The 18,828-nt window shown below is 62.0% G+C and carries 15 protein-coding genes; 6 read left to right on the top strand and 9 right to left on the bottom strand.

Annotation, left to right across the window (positions count from 1 at the left end):
• Positions 1–103: 103 nt before the first annotated feature.
• A complete protein-coding gene (locus F561_RS0110855) occupies positions 104–724 on the top strand; it encodes a TetR/AcrR family transcriptional regulator (protein WP_019009993.1) in 621 nt (206 codons plus the stop codon).
• Positions 725–891: 167 nt separating this feature from the next.
• On the opposite strand, the gene F561_RS0110850 is transcribed toward F561_RS0110855, so the two are convergent.
• A complete protein-coding gene (locus F561_RS0110850; protein ID WP_169389508.1) occupies positions 892–1,422 on the bottom strand; it encodes a metal-binding protein in 531 nt (176 codons plus the stop codon).
• Between the two features lie 129 nt (positions 1,423–1,551).
• On the opposite strand from F561_RS0110850, the gene F561_RS0110845 reads away from it, so the two are divergent.
• Complete coding sequence (locus F561_RS0110845) at positions 1,552–3,684, top strand: S8 family serine peptidase (RefSeq protein ID WP_019009991.1); 2,133 nt, start codon at positions 1,552–1,554, stop codon at positions 3,682–3,684.
• A gap of 82 nt (positions 3,685–3,766) precedes the next feature.
• Here F561_RS0110845 and acuI read toward each other — a convergent pair whose 3' ends face one another.
• Both acuI and F561_RS0110835 read right to left on the bottom strand, forming a co-directional pair.
• Complete coding sequence (acuI, locus tag F561_RS0110840; protein ID WP_019009990.1) at positions 3,767–4,774, bottom strand: acrylyl-CoA reductase (NADPH); 1,008 nt, start codon at positions 4,772–4,774, stop codon at positions 3,767–3,769.
• Positions 4,775–4,924: 150 nt separating this feature from the next.
• Complete coding sequence (locus tag F561_RS0110835; RefSeq protein WP_026298806.1) at positions 4,925–6,076, bottom strand: sensor histidine kinase; 1,152 nt, start codon at positions 6,074–6,076, stop codon at positions 4,925–4,927.
• 197 nt (positions 6,077–6,273) lie between these two features.
• On the opposite strand from F561_RS0110835, the gene F561_RS0110830 reads away from it, so the two are divergent.
• Positions 6,274–6,837: a hypothetical protein gene (locus tag F561_RS0110830; RefSeq protein WP_019009988.1), complete on the top strand. Its 564-nt coding sequence runs from the start codon at positions 6,274–6,276 to the stop codon at positions 6,835–6,837.
• A 69-nt stretch (positions 6,838–6,906) separates the two neighbouring features.
• Here the strand turns inward: F561_RS0110830 and F561_RS0110825 are convergent, their stop codons facing one another.
• Entirely contained in the window at positions 6,907–7,857 is a 951-nt protein-coding gene (locus F561_RS0110825) for a ring-cleaving dioxygenase (RefSeq protein ID WP_026298804.1), read from the bottom strand.
• Between the two features lie 142 nt (positions 7,858–7,999).
• Entirely contained in the window at positions 8,000–9,181 is a 1,182-nt protein-coding gene (locus F561_RS0110820) for an acetyl-CoA C-acyltransferase (protein ID WP_019009986.1), read from the bottom strand.
• Between the two features lie 245 nt (positions 9,182–9,426).
• Between F561_RS0110820 and F561_RS0110815 the strand changes: the two genes are divergently transcribed.
• Entirely contained in the window at positions 9,427–10,788 is a 1,362-nt protein-coding gene (locus F561_RS0110815) for a glycosyltransferase (protein ID WP_157451775.1), read from the top strand.
• Positions 10,789–11,102: 314 nt separating this feature from the next.
• Here the strand turns inward: F561_RS0110815 and glgP are convergent, their stop codons facing one another.
• Positions 11,103–13,619, bottom strand: a complete 2,517-nt coding sequence (gene glgP / locus F561_RS0110810) for an alpha-glucan family phosphorylase (protein WP_019009984.1) — start codon at positions 13,617–13,619, stop codon at positions 11,103–11,105.
• Between the two features lie 301 nt (positions 13,620–13,920).
• Between glgP and F561_RS0110805 the strand changes: the two genes are divergently transcribed.
• A complete protein-coding gene (locus tag F561_RS0110805) occupies positions 13,921–14,325 on the top strand; it encodes a hypothetical protein (protein ID WP_157451773.1) in 405 nt (134 codons plus the stop codon).
• The gene (locus F561_RS0110800; RefSeq protein WP_019009982.1) at positions 14,322–14,780 is read left to right on the top strand and encodes a hypothetical protein; all 459 of its coding nucleotides are present in this window, start codon (positions 14,322–14,324) and stop codon (positions 14,778–14,780) included. The genes F561_RS0110805 and F561_RS0110800 overlap by 4 nt, the downstream gene beginning before the upstream one ends.
• Before the next feature lie 93 nt (positions 14,781–14,873).
• On the opposite strand, the gene F561_RS0110795 is transcribed toward F561_RS0110800, so the two are convergent.
• The 3 genes from F561_RS0110795 to F561_RS0110785 all read right to left on the bottom strand — a co-directional run bounded on the left by F561_RS0110795 (position 14,874) and on the right by F561_RS0110785 (position 18,651).
• The gene (locus tag F561_RS0110795; RefSeq protein WP_019009981.1) at positions 14,874–16,559 is read right to left on the bottom strand and encodes a bifunctional metallophosphatase/5'-nucleotidase; all 1,686 of its coding nucleotides are present in this window, start codon (positions 16,557–16,559) and stop codon (positions 14,874–14,876) included.
• A gap of 320 nt (positions 16,560–16,879) precedes the next feature.
• Positions 16,880–17,425 (bottom strand): endonuclease dU, encoded by a 546-nt coding sequence (locus tag F561_RS0110790; protein WP_026298802.1) that lies wholly within the window; start codon positions 17,423–17,425, stop codon positions 16,880–16,882.
• 17 nt (positions 17,426–17,442) lie between these two features.
• Entirely contained in the window at positions 17,443–18,651 is a 1,209-nt protein-coding gene (locus F561_RS0110785; protein WP_019009979.1) for a trans-sulfuration enzyme family protein, read from the bottom strand.
• Between the last annotated feature and the right edge of the window lie 177 nt (positions 18,652–18,828).

Below are 18,828 nucleotides of genomic sequence, written 5' to 3'. Positions count from 1 at the left end.
AGCACAGGCGAGATCAGTTGACAACCTGTCAATAGCAGAATCATGAACTTTAACTGTCAATCTGTCAAGTGACAATGTGTCAGCAAGGTGTTAGAGTGGCACCATGCCCACGTACAGACCCTTCTCACCGCCTGCCTCACTGCCCCCCGACACCCGCCGCCGCCTGCCGAGTGCCGACCGCCGCCAGCAGATTCTGGACGGCAGCGAAACGCTCTTTACCACTCACGGCTTCGAGGCCGTTTCTATGGGCGATCTGGCAGGTCATCTGGGGGTGTCGCGGCCCACCATCTATGCCTACTTCACGTCTACAGAGGCCATTCTGACCGCGCTGCTGGACACACGGCTGGCCGAATTCGAGACGCGGCTGGCTCCCTTTCTGGCCAATCTGCGGGCCAGTGGTCCCAGCGCCCGGCCTTTTGGCGAACTGTTCTTGCTGCTGGTCAATGAACGCGCCCTCCTGACCCTGCTGCAAAGTGGCGGTGGCTCCGTCTTCGCGGCGCGGCGGCAGGCAGTTCTGACAGAACTGGAGCGCCGCCTGGAAACTCACTTTCCGCCCCCACAGGGCATGTCCAGACAGCCGTTTTTGCTGGCCTGCATCAGTCAGCTGTTGCAGGGCATGGCGACCAATGCCGTCAACACCCAGCTCAGCGCCACTGAAATCAGGCAGTTGGCCGCCACGCTTGACCGCTTCATCAATGCAGGAGTGCAGGGAGTACTGCCTTGAAGTTGGCGGGATCAGCGGCCAGGCACCGTTTCCTTGAGATTCTGGGCTGCCCTGACAGCTTCCGATTGAGCGCATCTCCCAGAAGTGGACAGGAATTCTGACCCTTCTCTTCTCCCGCAGACTCTTCGACATTCATTCTGTTCAGTCAACAGCTGCTCCAGAACCCTCTAAAACCGCTTGCGAATCTTCCTCATTCCGTGCCGCATCCCGTGATCGGGGCGCACGCCATCGGCAATCAGGTGAAGCCACTGGCTGAGGTAATAGCCAAGCAAAGGCGGCAGCAGGGTGGGCCACAGTTCTGGAAAATTGATGGACTGGGGCAGGGTGGGCAGGCGCACTCCGGGTAGAAACACAGAAATCAGGCCGACCACGATGCCCACCATGATCGCTAGGTAAGCCAGCCGGGTCAGCGGCCCCAGCAGCCACGTATGAGACAGCCCCCGGTGACTGAAGATCATGCCGTAGGGTGCCCACAAGAAACCCAGAACACCCCAGTAGCGCTTGCTGTTCACGTTGCCCTCTGCCAGATCGAGGTCAGGCGAGAGCAGGAAGGTTCCGGCAGCATAGGCCAGCGTGAAATAGAGGGCCTGCGCGGGCGTAACAGCCACGACTCCCTGACTGGAAGCGATGAGAACGCCGCTCGCCGATACGGCATAGACAGCGATGTTGATCAGATTATGAACTCGTCCACTGGGCACGCCGCACATGATGCACGCCGGAGCGCCCACTTGTCCTTACAGATTCGTCCTTACAGATTCGGGGTTGCACACAACCACGGCGCAGATTTGTCAGGCGGTCGTAACAACGATGTGCGAATCTAAGGGCCAATGAAACGCTCCCCGCCCCTGCGTCTGTCTATGGCCGCTCTGCTGACCCTGTCGCTCACGGCCTGCCCACAACCGCCCGAAGTCGTGACTCCTTCCAGCATCAGCGACCAGACCATCAAACTCAATACAGCTGTATCGGGCAAGGCTCAGCAGGGGTTCGACGGCACCTGGAGCATCAAGAATGTTCCCGACTGGCTGAGTGTATCGGCGTTTTCGGGGACCGGAAACGTGAATGTCACCGTGACCGCTTACCGGGCTCTGGCCTCCCAGACAGCCGCCAATACGCCTCAACTCAGCGGTGATCTCACCCTCATCTGGAGTTCCGGCAACAACAGCGGCACCGCGACCTGGACGGTCACCGCAGATAACTACACCCTAACCGGGCGCGTGCTGGACGGCGCAGCAGCCCAGAGCCTCAGCGTCCGTGGAACAGATGCCCAGCTCGGGGCACAGCTCTGGTCACCACCGTCAGAGACTCCAGCGGCGCAGGCTGTGACGCAGGCGCGGGGCGTGGTCGTGAGATACCGGGCCGCCTCTGCCCACCGCGCCGTACTGAACAGTGACACCCTGAACGCTCAGGCACTCGGAACCCAGTTTCAGAGCCTGAAACGCTCTGCCGACCTGCTGTCTGGCCTGGGAATTTTACCCGCCCAGCGCCAAAATCTGGGCGGGCGCGAGGTACTGCTTCAGACCAGCGAGGTGACGGCGGCCCTCTCCGCACTCCGGGCCGACCCCAACGTGGAATATGCCGTGCCAAACGCGGTCATGCGCCAGCAGGCAACCACGCCCGTGATTCCCACCGACCAGTACGCGGGGTTGCAGTGGGGCTATCCGCTGGTGGGGTACGGGGCCGTGTGGCGCGACATGGAAGGCGGCGGATACAGCAGGCCCATCACGGTGGCAGTGATCGATTCCGGCGTGCGGTTCGATCACCCAGACTTGGCGGGGCAACTGTGGAAGCCGGGCGAAGGGGCGCTGGATGTGCTGAGCGACGCCGCCAACGGCGACAACGACGGCATAGACAACGACCCCACCGACCCCAGTACACCCGAACGGGTGCAGGCGCAGGCCGTAGACAGTCACGGAACCCACGTGACCGGAATCATCGCTGCCCGCTGGGGCACCATCGCACCTGTGAACTGCGCCCAGTGCAGCACCACTGGCGTGGTCGGCGCGTCCTACCTCGCGCCCATCAAGGTGCTGCCGATCCGGGCCATCGACGTAAAGGGCTTTGCGACGCTGGCCGATGTGATCTTGTCGGTACGCTATGCGGCGGGCCTGAGCGTGTCTGCGACCAACACCAACTCTCACCCCGCACAGGTCATCAATCTGAGCCTCGGCGGAAAGATGAGCGCCGACGTTGCCGCGCCCATGTGTGATGCCATTGCCGAGGCCCGCAGTGCCGGGGCATTGATCGTGGCCGCCGCCGGAAACGAAGGAGACACCGTGCCCAACTACCCCGCCGCCTGCTCGGCAGCCGTCTCGGTGGGTAGCGTCTCGCTCTCGGGGACCAGCACACCCGTCCACGCCTCCTACAGCAGTGCCTACGACGCCGTACAACTCAGTGCGCCCGGCGGCACCGATCCCAATGCCCCCACCACCTTCAACGGCGGGACGGTCAACGGCGTCAGCTTTCCGGACATGATCTTCTCGACTGGCTGGGATTATGGCCGCAATCAGCCGACCTACATGGCCGAATCGGGCACCAGTCAGGCCGCGCCGCAGGTGGCTGCACTGGCGGCCCTGATGCTCAGTAAAGGCGTGACCACCACGCCCGCCGATACGCTGGCCCGCCTGAACGCCACCGCCACCGATCTGGGCGCAACGGGCCGCGATCCCCAGTTCGGTTTCGGGATGATCAACGCCGCTGCTGCCCTCAATGCCCCGGCCACCAGTAGCGGCGTTGGCCTGCGCCTGCAAGACGCGGCAGGCAACTCCTATCAGCCGGTGCTGGACAACTTGGGCCGCTTCAGCGCTCTGCTGCCCGACGGCACCTTCCGGGTGGTGGCCGGCCGCGACCTGAACAGCAACGGCATCTACGGCGAATCAGGAGAACCCAAGCAGGAACGCAGCGTTACCCTCGGGGCTAACACACCGAGTTCGGATGTGGGAACACTAACCGTCGGCAACTGAAGCCCGGACAGTGAGCGTGAGCCATGAGCGACGGTGCTCATGGCTCACAGGTTATTGGCAGCAAAAGGAGCGAGCGACCCTCTTATCCCTCCCCCACCTCGACGACCACGCGCCCGCGCACCTGTCCGGCCAGAATCTGCTGGGCCAGCGCGGGTACGTCCGAGAGAGGATGAATCTGGGTCACGTCCTGCAACTTGGCAGCGGGCAGATCGCGGGCCAGACGTTCCCACGCGGCGCGGCGGCGCGGCATCGGGCAGGTCACCGAATCTATTCCGGCCAAAGTGATTCCGCGCAGAATGAAGGGAAATACGCTGGTCGGAAGGTCGCTGCCGCCCGCCAGACCACAGGCCGCCACCGCGCCGTGCGTGCGGGTCGAAGCGATGGCCCCGGCCAACGTCGCGCCGCCCACGCTGTCGATGACGCCTGCCCAACGCTCCTTTTCCAGCGGGCGCTTGAGGGCAGGCAGGTCTTCGCGTCCGATCACGTTGGCTGCGCCCAGACTCCGCAGGTAATCGGCCTCGGCAGCGCGGCCTGTGCTGGCCGTCACGGTGAAGCCTGCGGCAGCCAGGAGCGCCACGGCAGTGCTGCCCACCCCGCCCGCTGCACCTGTCACCAGCACCTCTCCCCCATCCGGCGTGACGCCGTGGTCTTCGAGGGCCATGACTGCCAGCATGGCCGTAAAGCCCGCTGTGCCAACGCTCATGGCCCACTGCGGCGTGGTGTCAGCGGGCAGCGGCACCAGCCATTCGGAGCGCACCCGCGCCCGCTGTGCATAGCCGCCGTCGGTGCGCTCTCCGATGCCCCAACCGGTCAGAATCACAGCGTCGCCCGGCTGCCACTGACCCGATTCGCAGGAAATCACCCTGCCGACCAGGTCGATCCCCGGCGTCATGGGATAGCCCCGCAGTACGCCGGGCTTGCCCGCGACCGCCAGCCCGTCTTTATAGTTCAGGCTGGAATACTGCACCTCCACCAACGTGTCTGCGTCGGGCAGGGCCGAAAGCGGCAGGGTCTGCATCTCGGCGCGAATACCTGCATCATCTTTCACCATCCGCAGGGCGCGGAATCCTTCGTTTGCGTCTCCAGTCATAGCCTGTGTCCTCCTTGGAATAGGAAGTCAGCCTAACGCGCCGCCGCACCAAACAGGAAGAACAGTGTGGAGAAGGTAAAAACTGACCTGAATGTGCGCTCTGGCCTACCACCAACGCAGAGCGCACGTCCCTCAAACCGCACTTCGACCTCAGTTCAGCAGTTCTGCGAAATCCTCGTCATCGCTGTCCTGACCCAGTGGTAGCGTGAAGGTAAACGTTGCGCCCTTGCCTCGTTCCGATTCCACGAAAATCGTGCCGCCGTGTTCCTCGATAGCCAGCTTACAGAAGGCCAGCCCCATGCCCGTATCGAAGCGCCCGTGCAGCGTCAGGCGGCTCTGCTCGAAGGCGGCGAACAGGTTAGGAATGTCTTCGGCGGGAATGCCCTCACCATCGTCACGGATCAGGAATTGAACTTCTTCCTTGCCCTGCCGCACGATCAACGTGATCACGCCGCCCGTGGTGGTGTGCTTCATGGCATTGCTGATCAGGTTCGCCATCACCCGGCGCAGAATTTCCGGGTCGGCACTGGCTGGGCTGAGGCCGGGTTCTACCTCAACCCGTACATGCCGGTCACGCAGACCGCTGCCCACATCGCCCCGTGCCAACTCGATGACTTCTGCGAACATCGGGCTGAACATCAGTTCCCGGCGCAGGTTCATCTTTCCGGCCTGAATCTTGCGGACATCCAACATATTCACGGCCAGATGCAGCAGATGCTGGGTTTCGTCGCGGGCCACCTTGATCAGGTCGCGGGAATCGTCAGGCACGCGAGTATCGTCTTCTACTACTTCCAGCAGACCCATCACGGCGGCAATCGGGTTTTTCAGGTCATGCACCAGCATGTGCACCAACTGATCACGGATGCGTTCTTCGTGTTCCCAGGTATCCATGCGCCGCTGCAACTGCGCCACCCGCTCCTGATTGTCATGGTGCTGCTGCGCCCGCCCCAGCATCGTCCTGACCTGCGTGGCGACAGCTTCTGTGGGCGTGGTATCGCTGATCAGGGCGTCGGCTCCGGCAGCCAGCAGCGCTCCCAGCCCCTGCGTGCCCACCGCCAGCCAGTGCGTGCCCGCCAATTCTGCCCGTTGCCGCAGCAGCGGAAGCACCTGGGCCAGCGGCACACCGGGCGTATCGGTATACAGAAGCACCACCTGCGGCGGCTTTACATGCGCTTCACGCAACAAGGTTTCGGCATCGGCCACATAGATCACCTCGGCAGAGGGCAATGCGGGTGCAAGAAGTGACGCACGGGTACGATCCCGTGAGACGACGAAAACGACTTGAGGATCAACGCTGCCCATGCTTAGGCGCAAGTGTAGCGCGGCTAAGTCAGATGTGGCCCATGAGTCAAGCATTAAGGTACGAAAAGTGACGGCTTGTTCACCAAATCGGCTAAAAAATCAGGGTTGTTCACACGTCTCCCCCCGCTGCCTAAAAGTCTCAAGACCTCTTAAGCCCACATCACGTCCACATCAGTTTCATACAGGACAGTGAAGGCATGAAAAAATTGTTGCTGGGACTGGTGGGATTGAGTGCGGCGTTGGCAAGTTGCGGAACAGGAGTCGCGCCTGATGGCAGTGGTGATGGCCGGGTTACGCAAGTACGCACGGAATATCGTCTTGGTGCGAGTGGGCCTTTCATTTCCTGTGACAACTTGAACAATGCCGTGGCAACAACGCAAGTCTCCGTCTACTTCAGCGTCAACGGCAATGTGCAGTCTGTCGGTGTCGGTTTGCGTGGCAATACTACCAGCCAATATGACAACAACTACAACGCTACTGTGAGCGGAAACGGCTTCACAAATCTCGGAAGTGGAAGCTACCGCCTCACCTTCAATGCCAATCCGGTCAATGGTCTTTTGCCACAGGCTATCGTGGTCAATCCCGTTCGTGGAAAAGTCAAGATCGTCAATGCGACTGAAAACCCCGGCAGCTTCCATGCCGACTTGACCGTCAATACTGGAACGTCCAGTTACGACTTGAGCAGCAGGCTCATTTCTCAGGGCAACGTATTGACTTACGTGAACTGCACCCTCGTCTCCACCACCAACGAAGACGTTTAAACCCTCTTCTTAAGAAAGCCGCCTCAGTCAATCTGCGGCGGCCTTCTTCTATATTTTTTTCTCGATGACTTACCCCACAGGCTTCAACGCTGCTTCTATCTGTGCCCGTTTCGGCTCCAGAAAGGGGGCCAGTACCAGTTTTTCTCCCAGCTTATCGGCGTCCTCGTCCACGCCAAAGCCGGGGCCATCGGTGGCAAGCTCGATCAGAATGCCCTGCGGCTCGCGGTAGTAGATGGAATGGAACCAGTGGCGGTCTACCTCACCGCTGGTGCGGAGGCCCAGGCTGACCATTTTTGCGTTCCAGTCGTGGTACTGGTCATCGTGGACGCGCAGGGCGATGTGATGCACGCCGCCAGCACCGGGCCGGGCGGGGGCCAGATCGGGCCGAATCCGCAGATGCAGCTCGGCATGGGGGCCACCGTCGCCCATCTGGTAGACGTGTACGGCGTGGTCTGCACTGGCAGGGTCAGGATAGGTCCCAGCGGGCGTCAGGCCGTAGGCGCGGGTCAGTACCCGGTCGGTGGGAAAGAGGGTTGGCAGGGTCAGTTCGCTGGGGCCGAGGCCAGAAATCTGATGCTGGGGCGGAATGACGCTCGCGGTCCACGTCTGCCCGGCGGGGCCACCCTCGATCAGGCTGAGGCGCTGGCCTTCGGGATCGGTGAAATCGAGGCTGGTCCGGCCTGCCCGCTGGGTCTGAGCGGTGGCGATGCCCTGCCCGGACAGATAGTCGGCCCACCAGCCCAGGCTGCCTTCCGGCACACGCAAACTGGTTCTGGAAATAGAACGGTTGCCGGGTTCTTCGGGCGGCACGGGCCATTCAAAAAAGGTCAGGTCGCTGCCGGGATTGCCCGCACCATCGGCAAAGAACAGATGGTAGGCGGTGGGATCGTCCTGATTCACCGTCTTCTTGACCATCCGCATGCCCAGCACGCCCACATAAAAAGCGTGATTGGCTGGAGCGTTGGCCGTCACCGCTGTGACGTGGTGCATGCCGTGTGGAATGAGGGAAGAAGCTGTCATGTCAGCAGTATAAACCGTTTGATGTTAAATGATTGTGTTCGGGCTGCAAACTGTTGGCAATGAATTCTGGCAGCGCACACAGAGCCAGAAAGAGGGCGGGAAGCACATCGCCGCCCGCCCACCATCTTCAGAAGTTCAGGCTTTACAGCACCTCAAACAGGCCCGCCGCACCCATGCCGCCGCCCACGCACATGGTCACGACCACATGCTTTGCGCCCCGGCGTTTGCCTTCTATGAGAGCGTGCCCGGTCAGGCGTGCGCCGCTCATGCCGTAGGGGTGGCCCACGCTGATGCTGCCGCCGCTGACGTTGTACTTTTCGGGGTCGATGCCGAGTTGGTCGCGGCAATACAGCGCCTGCACCGCAAAAGCCTCGTTCAGCTCCCACAGGTCGATGTCGCCAACGCTCAGGCCGTGACGCTTGAGCAGCTTGGGCACGGCAAACACGGGGCCGATGCCCATTTCATCGGGTTCGCAGCCGTGAATGGCAAAGCCCTTGAACAGCCCCAGCGGTTGCAGGCCACGCTCGCGGGCAAGGTCGCCGCTCATGACCACGCAGGCCGACGCGCCGTCGCTGAGCTGCGAGGCGTTACCCGCCGTGATCACGCCGCCCTCGATGACGGGCTTGAGCTTGCTCAGTCCTTCCAGGGTGGTCTCGGGGCGGTTGCCCTCATCCTGCGCCACGGTCACTTCACGGTTGGAAATCTCGCCGGTGGCCTTGTCCTGCACCTTCATCGAGGCGGTCATGGGCACGATTTCGGCGTCGAAGCGGCCCTCACGCTGGGCGGCGGCGGTGCGCTGCTGGCTCTGCAGGCCGTATTCATCCTGTGCCTCGCGGCTGATGCCGTAGCGCTTTGCCACCACTTCGGCGGTTTGCAGCATGGGCATATAGATGTCGGGCTTGTGCTCCTGCAACCACTCGCCCACCAGGCGGTATTTGTTGGCGTGCTCGTTCTGGGTCAGGCTGATGCTTTCTAGGCCACCCGCCACGTACACATCACCCTGTCCGGCCATCACATGATTGGCCGCCAGCGCGATGGTTTGCAGACCGCTGGAGCAAAAGCGGTTGACGGTTACGCCCGACACGCTCACCGGAAAGCCGCTGCGAAGCACGATCTGACGGGCGATGTTACTTCCGGTCGCGCCTTCAGGGTTGCCCGCGCCGAAGATCAGGTCTTCGATTTCGGCAGGGTCGATTCCGGCCCGCTGCACGGCGTGCGTGACCGCGTGTGCGCCGATGTCCGAACCGTGGGTGTCGTTAAGATATCCCCGGTAAGCTTTACCGATGGGCGTGCGGGCCGTAGAAACGATGACAGCTTCTGGCATGGTGAGGCTCCTTGAAATGAAATCGGGCGAGCTGCCCGTGAGGGGCGGAGAATGGATTTGGACTGAGTTCATTCTAAGGGATAGACGGCCCACCCATCACGCCGTCTGCATGAAGCCTCTGCCCGAAGCAGGCCGGACAGCAACGGCCTTACACAATCCCCCCACATTTGCCCTACCCATCGCCCCGCAAACTTGAGATAGTGGGCCGTGCCCGCGATGTGTTGCCTCGCCCGGAGTTTGCCTTGATGAATCCTCTCTATTTGATCGATATTGCTGGACTGCTGCTGTTTTTGATGTACGCGGTTCACCAGACCCTGAGCGCCCTGAAGCCCCGGCCCCGGCCCCCCGTTGCGCGGGAAGGCGTGGCCCTGACGTTCATGATCCCAGCACTGAACGAGGAAGCCGTCATTGCGGCGACCCTGCAAAATCTGCGCTCTACAGTGCCAGAAGCGCGGGTGGTGGTCATCGACGACGCCAGCTCCGACGCCACCGCCGCCATCGTGACCCAGTACAGCCAGAGAGACCCGATGATTACCCTGCTTCAGCGGGTGGCTCCCGAAGCACAGCAGAACAAAGGCCGCGCCCTGAACTGGGCAGTGGCGCGGTTGTTGCAGTCGCCGTGGCTGGCAGATCAGGATCTCAGCCAGCATGTGGTCGTGGTCCTCGATGCCGATGGCCGGGTCAGCAGCGATTTTGCCCCCCAGGTTCGCGGAGCCTTTCAGAACCCAGATGTAATGGCCGCACAGGGCTGGATGCGTTTTCGCCCCGTGGAGGTCACAGAAGGCGGCGTGCGGGGCGTGATCTCCAAGATGCTGATTTTCCAGCAGGATCTGGAAACCTTTATCGTGGGTCATATTCAGCGGTTGCGGGCCAGTGGCGGCGTGGCCTCGCTGACGGGCAACGGCCAGTGCATGCGCCTCAGCTACCTTGACCATCAGCTCGCGCAGGGCAACACCCCCTGGCCCGACGTGTTGCTGGAAGACTTCGGCAGCGTCATGGAAATTGTGCTGGACAGCCCCAGACACAAAGTGGCGCTGCTGCCTGCCCACATCATGCAGCAGGGCATCCTCGATCCCCGCGCCTTCATCAAGCAACGCGCCCGCTGGACACAGGGCGCGTTACAGTGTCTGCCTTACCTGACGCGCCTGTGGAGGTCGGGGGCAAGCCCGATCACGCGGCTGGACTTTACCTACTTCATCCTGTCGCCCTGGCTGAACATCGTCCTGATTCTGAATATCGCCACTCAATCTTTCCGCCGCATATTCGGCGGGCAGGGACTGATGCTGCCCGACTGGATGGGCGTCATCCTGACCGTCGTGCCGCTGCTGATTCAACTGAACTGGGCCGTGCGTTTCCGCAACGAAAAGGGCCTCTCCTGGTGGAGCATCCCCTACACGCTGATCAGCCTGCCGGTCTACGGGGTGGCCCTGCTGTTCAGCCTGCCGCTGGCCTACTCCAACTATCTAAGACGCCAGAACACGTGGTTCAAGGGCACGCGCTACGTAGAGCAGGAGCCAACGCCGATGCCGCATGTCAGCGTCAAGCCGCATCATCCGACCCACCACACCTCAGACCAGCCCGAACGGAGCCTGAGTTCCGGGGACTGAGTTCTTGGGCTTGTGTTCTTGGGACTGTGTACGGAATCCATACGGTACAGAGAACCTGTGCCGGGAAAAAAAGCAATGAAAAAGGTGGGCCGGAGTGCAAATCTCCGGCCCACCTTAAATTTGTCGGAAGTGCTCTCACCTCGGTGCATCTTCCTGTAAGCCACGAGGCTGAAGCCAACAGAAACTGGAGCGGCAGGCCAGTTTGCCCGCTGCTCCAGTTCTTCAGTACTCCAGTTTCTTGAATGCGCTCCTGCAAGGAAGCCGTTTTGCCCGGCTAGGCCGGGATCAACGACCTCCTCTCTTTGGTCCTCAGCTCAGGCCCACTTGATCAGGCCCAGTTCCAGTTCGTTGCTCAGGCCCGCGATTTCGGGAATCATCCGCACGCCGATGGAATACAGGCCGCTGTCTTTCAGGGGCACCTGCGCCGTGTAGGTGTTGTTCTGGTTGTAGGTCAGCGGCACGCGAATTCGGTGTTCACCGCGTGACAGCACCGCCTCGACCTTCAGTTCTTCGGGGTGGATGCCTGCGGGGTTGACGTTGGCCGTCACGGTGACGGTCTGACCGGGCTGCGCGGTGGCAGGCAGATCGGCGCTGGCCGTGATCTGGGTGTAGGGCCACTGCTGGCGCACCCACGTTTTCCATCCGGCGATCTGGCGGGCACTGGCGCTCCCGTCGGCGGCCACGGCCTCGCCACGCACACTGAGCGGAATGTAGTACTGGCGCACGTAATCGATGACCTGACGCTGCATAGAAAAGCGCGGGCTACAGGTTTCGATGGCGCGGCGTACCGTGTGTGCCCAAGAATCGGCCCCGGCCAGCGTGCCGTAGTAGCGGGGCACGATGTCGTTTTCGAGGTGGCTGTACAGGCTGTAGGCGTCGGCGTCGTCCTGCAGGTTCAGGTCGGCGTATTCGCGCTCGTCACCGATGGGCCAGCCGTTGGTGCCGTCGTATCCTTCACGCCACCAGCCGTCCAGCACGCTGAAATTGGGAGAGCCGTTGAAGCTGGCCTTCATGCCGCTGGTGCCGGAAGCTTCTAGAGGGCGGCGTGGGTTGTTGAGCCAGATATCTACGCCCTGCACGAGGTGGCGGGCCACGTTCATGTCGTAGTTTTCCAGAATCACGATCTTGCCCCGGAATTCGGGTTCCTGAGACACGCGGTAGATTTCCTGAATAAAGGCCTTGCCGGGGTTGTCGGCGGGGTGGGCCTTGCCTGCAAACACGAACTGCACGGGGCGGTCAGGATTGTTGATAATGGCGTTCAGGCGGGCCTTGTCGCGGAACAGCAGCGTGGCCCGCTTGTAGGTGGCAAAGCGGCGGGCAAAGCCGATGGTCAGGGCATTTTCGGAGAGCAGGGTATCGGTGGCGGCCACGTCTGCGGCGCTGGCCCCGTTTCTGAGCATCTGCTCGCGCTGGCTGGTACGGACGAACGTGATCATCTCGCGCTTCATGGTGCGCTGCACGTCGCTCAGTTGCGCGTCGCTCAGGCCATCAACCGCCTTCCACATTTCCTCGTCTTCCAGACGCTCGGTCCAGTCGGCGGGCAGCACCGTGCCCAGCAGATCGCGCATGGCCTGAGAGGTGAAGGTCAGGTTGTGCGCTCCGTTGGTCACGTGGCCGATGGGCACTTCTTCGGGGGTGGCTCCCTCGTACAGGAAGTTCCACATTTTGCGGCTGACCTCGCCGTGCAGTTCCGAAACGCCGTTGGCAGCGCGGGTCATGTTCAGCGCAAACACCGTCATAGAGAAGCTGGGAACCCAGTGCCCATCCCAGAACTGGTCATGGCGGGCCAGGCCGTACAGGTCGTCACGCGACGCATTCATGAGCGCGGGCCACTTGCTGATGTATTTGTCCATCAGTTCGTAGGTAAAGGCGTCGTTTCCGGCGGGTACGGGCGTATGGGTGGTAAACAGCGTGCTGCTGGCAACCGTCTCTACGGCGCTGCGGAAGTCCAGGCCACCTTCCACGTACTCGCGCACGCGCTCCAGGCCCATCAGGGCGGCGTGCCCTTCATTCATGTGGTACACGCTGGCCGGAATGTTCAGCACGCGCAGAGCACGAATGCCCGCCACGCCCAGCAGCACGTACTGCTGAACCCGGAGTTCCTGATTGCCGCCGTACAGACGGGCCGTGAGTTTGCGGTCATCCTCGCTGTTCTCGGGCACGTTGGCATCCAGCAAGATCACACGGATTCGGCCAATTTGCAGGTTCCAGAGGCGCACATGGACGTCACGCGTGCCGATGCTCACCTTGACGCGGGCCTGGGTGCCGTCGCCAAGCAGCGCGGGGGTGATGGGCAGCGTGGTCAGGTCAAGCTCGTCGTAGGCTTCTTCCTGCCAGCCGTCCTTGTTAAAGAGTTGCCGGAAGTAACCCTGATGAAACAGCATCCCAACGGCGGTAAAGGGCAGATCGAGGTCGGAGGCACTCTTGCAGTGGTCGCCCGCCAGCACACCCAGACCACCCGAATAGATGGGCAGCGACTCGTGGTAGGCATACTCCATGCTGAAGTAGGCCACAGGCTTCAGGTTGGTGGCGTTTTTGGTGGCCCACGTGTCCTTTTTGTTCATGTAGGCATCGAAGTCGGTCATGACCTGCGCGTAGCGGGCCACGTAGGCGGGGTCGGCGGCCACAGCCAGCAGACGCTCCTGCGGCACTTCCAGAAGGGTACGCACCGGATTGCGCTGGAAGCGCTCCCAAATTTCGGCGTCCAACTCCGAGTACAGGGATTGGGCATGTGGTGTCCAAGACCAGTACAGGTTGTAGGCGAGTTCTGAAAGCCGTGCAATGGCCTCCGGCAGCTGAGGCAAGACGGTCACTTTCCCAATAACGTTCATACACTCTGAGCTTACACCATTCCTGCCTATTTGCCTGTTTTGCCAAAGCCCGTACCAGACGTACAAAATACCCGCTGTCCAGACATGTATGCCTCTATGAGGGGCCAGAAAAGATGTGAAGACCTTCACAATAATGATTCCGCTAGCCCCCGGTGCATTTGGCCTCACGGCCTCTCTCCCGACCGCGCCGCTGAACAGAGACCCGAACCTTTCAAGCGCAGACCGGACTGGTCAGGAGCATGATCATCATCTGGCACGCTGTCGGCGTTTTGTCAGACCCCTTTTTGGTACTTTGAGCCTGATGCCACGTTTTCTAAAAGTCGAGGGGGAGAGCGTGTGGTTGAATCTGGATCATCTGGCAGGCCTGATGGTGCGGGCGCAGCTTCAGCCGGTGGGCATACCCCGCAGCGCCGATCTGCTGGAAGCCCGCTACGAAGCCACCGGTGCGTTCGAGGTCACCGTATTTTTCAATGACCCCAAGTTGCAGCCCGGAGTGGTACAGACTGGACCTATACACACGGGACTCATACACACCGGGCCGCCGCAGACGCCCCATCTGTTGCCCGTGCGGGTCGTCGCCACGCGGGAAGAAGGCGAGACGTTTATTCGCAATCTGCTGGGGCCGCTGCTGCTGGACACACAGACCCAGGAAACACAATCGCTGGAGACACAACCGCCAGACCCAGCAGAGTTGGTGAGCATATGACGCCAGACCCACAGGCGGCCCTGACCCAGGAAGGCGACCGCCTGGCGCAACAGCTGGCACAGACACTGCATATTCAGAACGGCGATCAGGAACGGCTGTTGCTGCTGGGCCGCAGCCTCGCGGTGAACCTGATCCAGTCGCTCATTCCGACCATCGAACAGATCACGCGCCACGCTGGAAAGCCGCTGCACGCAGTCCTGACCACCGACGAGCGGGGCCGTGCGCTGGTACAGACCGTAACGCCAGATGGTGAAATTCGTGCCCGCCTGCCTGCCGAAGACCTGTTGGAAGACCTGCTCTATACGCGGGGCCGCCTGCATAGCGTGGTGCAGGCGCATTTGCAGGACGCCCTCACCGGCAGCGAGCACCACGCGACCCGCGCTCTGGCCGACGCCCTCAGGAGCAAGGTGGTGCTGGAGGCGCTCCGGCGCACGCTGACCCGGCTGATGCGGTGAAGAAGAGAACTTGAGGGAGTTGGGGGAGGCAATCATCCCAGGCAAAAGGAGGGCGAAGGCCATCAGCCCCCGCCCCCCTCACTGCCTTGACTCTTACTTGGTTTTGGTAATCCGGTTCTGTGCCCCGCCTGCCAGAGCAGGATTGGCTTTCAGGTACGCGGCGAAGGCGTCCACGTCCACCAGATTGGGCAACTGAAGAACATTGGTGCCGCCCTTGAAGGCAAGGAAGGAATCGCCGCCCGCACCCAGGAAGGCGTTGGCAACCACGCGGTAGGACTTGGCGGGATCAAGAGTCTCGCCGTTCAGCTTGATGCTGCTGGCGTCCACACGGCTTCCGGCGGCGGCGGTGGAATCGTAGCTGTAGCTGAAGCCGCTGCTGACCTGCAAGATGCGGTTGCTTCCGGCCTGAGGGTTGTCGAACTGCTGCTCCAGCAGGGTCTTGATCTGTGCGCCCGTCAGATCGAGAACCGTCAGGGTGTTGCCGAAGGGCTGCACGGCGTAGATGTCGCCAAAGGTGGCGGTGTTGCCTGCGGCGCTGGCAGTCAGGTCGGCACGGACGCCGCCGGGGTTCATGAAGGCGATCACGGTTCCCCGGTCTTTGGTGGCGGCCAGTTGCGAATCGGCAATCACGGCACCGAGGGCACTCTCTCCGGCAGCGTTGGCGGTGCGGCTGATAGAGGCAGTCGCCAGCGTGCCCACGGGCGTCAACTTCACGGCGTCGGTGAGGCTCTTGGCTTTGGTCAACAGGGCAGTCATGCCTGCGTCTTTGGGCAGCGTGCGCGTATCCATGACCACGTTGGCGGCCTGAATGCTCAGGAGTTTGTGGTTGGCCTTGTCCACGGTCAGGTCAAGGCGCTGAAGCAGATGGCCGTAAAAGTCGCCCTGAATCACGGGGCGGCCACCGACCACGCAGTTGTAGCCCTGGTGGGTGTGCCCGCTGACCACCGCGCTGATGGCCGGATCAAGCTTGTTCACGATGTCCACGATAGGGCCGGTCAGGGTACCGCAGGCAGGCTGGGCAAAGCCGTCGGTGGCCGTGCCGCCCTGATGGATCAGCACGATAATGGCGTCTACATTCTGCTTTTTCAGGGCAGGCACGTACTTGTTGATGCTGCTGGCTTCATCCAGAAAGTTCAGCGTGGTAATGCCGTCCGGGCTGACGATCTCGGGGGTGCCCTTAAGCACCGCACCGATAAAGCCAATTTTTGCGCCGCCCACATTTTCGACGTAAGTAGGAGAAAAGGCAGGCTGGCCGGTGGTCTTGTCTACGACGTTGGAGCCGATCCACTTGAATCCCGCACCGGGGTAGGGGTTCTCGAACTTACAGGCCTTGGCCGCGTCGTTGCTGTCACAGCCGCCATTTTGCATCCGCATCAGTTCCTTGAGGCCCTGATCGAATTCGTGGTTGCCCAGAGAGCTGGCCTTCATGCCGAGGCGGCTGAGGGCCAACACGCTGGGTTCGTCGCGCAGCAGGCTGCTGGTCACGGGGCTGGCACCGATCAGGTCGCCTGCGCCCACAAACACGAGGTTGGCATTTTTGGCCCGCTCCTGCGCCAGATAGCCGCCGATGGCCTCGATGCCGCCTGCCCGCAGGCTCACGGTTTTGGTGGCGTCGGCAGGATCAGGAATCTTGACGCCCGCGAACGAGGTAGCTTCCAGGTTGCCGTGAAAATCGTTCAGGCCGACGACCGTAACACTGACAGGCTCCGCAGGACGACTGAGCAGACTGCAGGAAGACAGAGTAAGGGCCGCGCCGATCAACATGAGATTGGTTTTCATTCACCACGCAGATTAAGAGCCTGCTGTCAGATATGGGTGAATTCTATGGAAAATAAAGACTAGATTAAGTCACGTCCTGGAAGACACAGACGAAGGTCAAGCTTAAACACAACTTGAGCTTCTCTTTACTGACAGAGGGTTCTGATAATGAACTTGAATGATTTTTGGCATGAGGCGGCAACACAGTCCAGTGTCTCTCCGGGCTTAGCAGATGGTTCAAATTGCACAGGAAGCGAAGGGCAAAGCTTCCTGTACTGGACTTGTTGAAGATTCTGCGCGGCCCCCTGCCTGCCCACAGCCGCCTTCCTGGATGTGTGGTCCTAGACGCGTTGCCCGCTGCTGCTACCCCGCGTCACCCCGCCCGCGATGAGGTGCGCGGCCCGCAGCGGTTCGGGAATATGGCCCGTAAAGGTCAGCGCCCCCAACGCAGCTTCGGCTTCCGGCAGGCTCAGGCCCACGCGCTGCACCTGCACGCCCCGGCAGGCTTCCATCGGCCCCAGGGTTTCGATCAGTCGCCATTTACGTGCGCCCCCCGGCACCTGGGTCAGCAGGGCGGCGCGAATTCGGGGCAGATCGGGTGGTCTGCGGGCCACGATCAACACAGGAAGTCCGGTGAGGGCGTGCAGCGTGGACGCGTCTATCACGTTGAATCCGGCCAACGCCACACCCTGAAGCAAGATGAGGTGCAGGTGTTCGGCTGCGCCACTGACTGCCACCAGCCGCGCCAGTTCGGAGGTGCTGTTGCGCCCATCGCGCCGCACCCGCCCACTGACCACGGCGTGCAGTTCCCGGCGGGCGAACACCGTGCCGAACACAGCCACGTCCCCCCGGTGGGCACGCTCAAACGGAGCGTCATCGAAGCCTATGGCGTGCGAAAACTGTCTTACGCCTCTCCCCCATCCAGCGCAAATTCGAGGTCGCCCAACAGGTCGCTGATGTCTTCGATGCCGATGCTCAGGCGCAGCAGATTGGGCGTAATGCCGAGGCGGCGGCGTTCGGGTTCGGGCAGGGCGCGGTGGGAGGTACCCCACGGCCACGACAGGGTCGAGATCACGTCGGCCAGGCTGGGGGCCAGCGGAATCCGGCCCGCCAGGGAGCGTACGAAGGCCGGAGCGTCGTCTATATCGGCACTCAGCATGCCGCCAAAGCCGTTGGGGTACAGGTCCATTGCCAGATGAAACTGGGGGTGATCCGACAGGCCGGGGTGATACACCGCCCGCACACGGGGATGGTTGACCAGCACATCGGCCACAGCCTGCGCGTTGCCGCTGTGGGCACGCATCCGCAGACCCAGGGTCTTCAGACCTTGCAGGGTCATCCAGGCATCGAATGCGCTCATGCTGCCGCCGTAGCGCAGCAACCGGGTGCGGGCCAGGGCCACCAGATCGGCGCGGCCACACACCACCCCGCCCATCGCGTTGCTGTGCCCGCTGAGGTATTTGCTGACGCTGTGCGTGATCAGGTCTGCGCCGTGCTGGGCAGGCCGGAACACAGCGGGACTGGCAAAAGTATTGTCCACACTCAGCAGTGCGCCGCGTGCGTGCGCCAGCCGCGCCAGAGCAGGGACATCGGGCACCGTCATCAGAGGATTGGTCAGGCTTTCCACGTGCACCAACCGTGTTTCGGGGCGGAAAGCCGCCTCGACTTCCTCCAGATTGCAGGCATCCACAAACGACACCGCAATGCCCAGACGCGGGAATTCTTCGGCCAGCAGCGCGTAGGTGACGCCGTACACGCGGGCGTCAGTAATCACATGGTCGCCCGTTTTGAGCACGCCCAGGAACGCCGAGCTGATGGCCGCCATGCCGCTGGCCGCCACCAATGCCGCCTCGGTGTCTTCCAACATCGCCAGCGCCCGCTCCAGCGTGGCCCCGTTGGGCGTGCCGTTGCGGTAGTAAAACGCGCTGGGCTGGGCACCGCTCATGGCTGCTTCCAGCGCCTCCAGATCGGGGTAGGCGTAGACGGTGGACTGGTAAATCGGTTCCACCAGCGCCGCAGAGCCGTTGGGCCGCGCCACCTCACCCGCCCGCGCAGCCAGCGTGGTGGGGTCGTAGGTGGGATGGGGGGCAGGCGATGGCGCGGGGTCGGTCATGGGCAGAGGATAGGGGATTGTGGGAGGTGGATCGTAGAACGTGGGCAAAGCGTGGGCGGAAAGAAGGATCCGAGCTTCTGGCTTTGAACTTTGGAAGCAAGCCTAGAGATTCATTTCACATCTCCACGATCCACGATCCACGATCCACGATCCACGATCCACGATCCACGATCCACG

Origin of the sequence: Deinococcus aquatilis DSM 23025 (assembly GCF_000378445.1) — a bacterium.
Taxonomy (GTDB): Bacteria; Deinococcota; Deinococci; order Deinococcales; family Deinococcaceae; genus Deinococcus; species Deinococcus aquatilis.
Note: the sequence above shows the minus strand (reverse complement) of the source record. Positions and strands in the feature narration are given on the sequence as shown.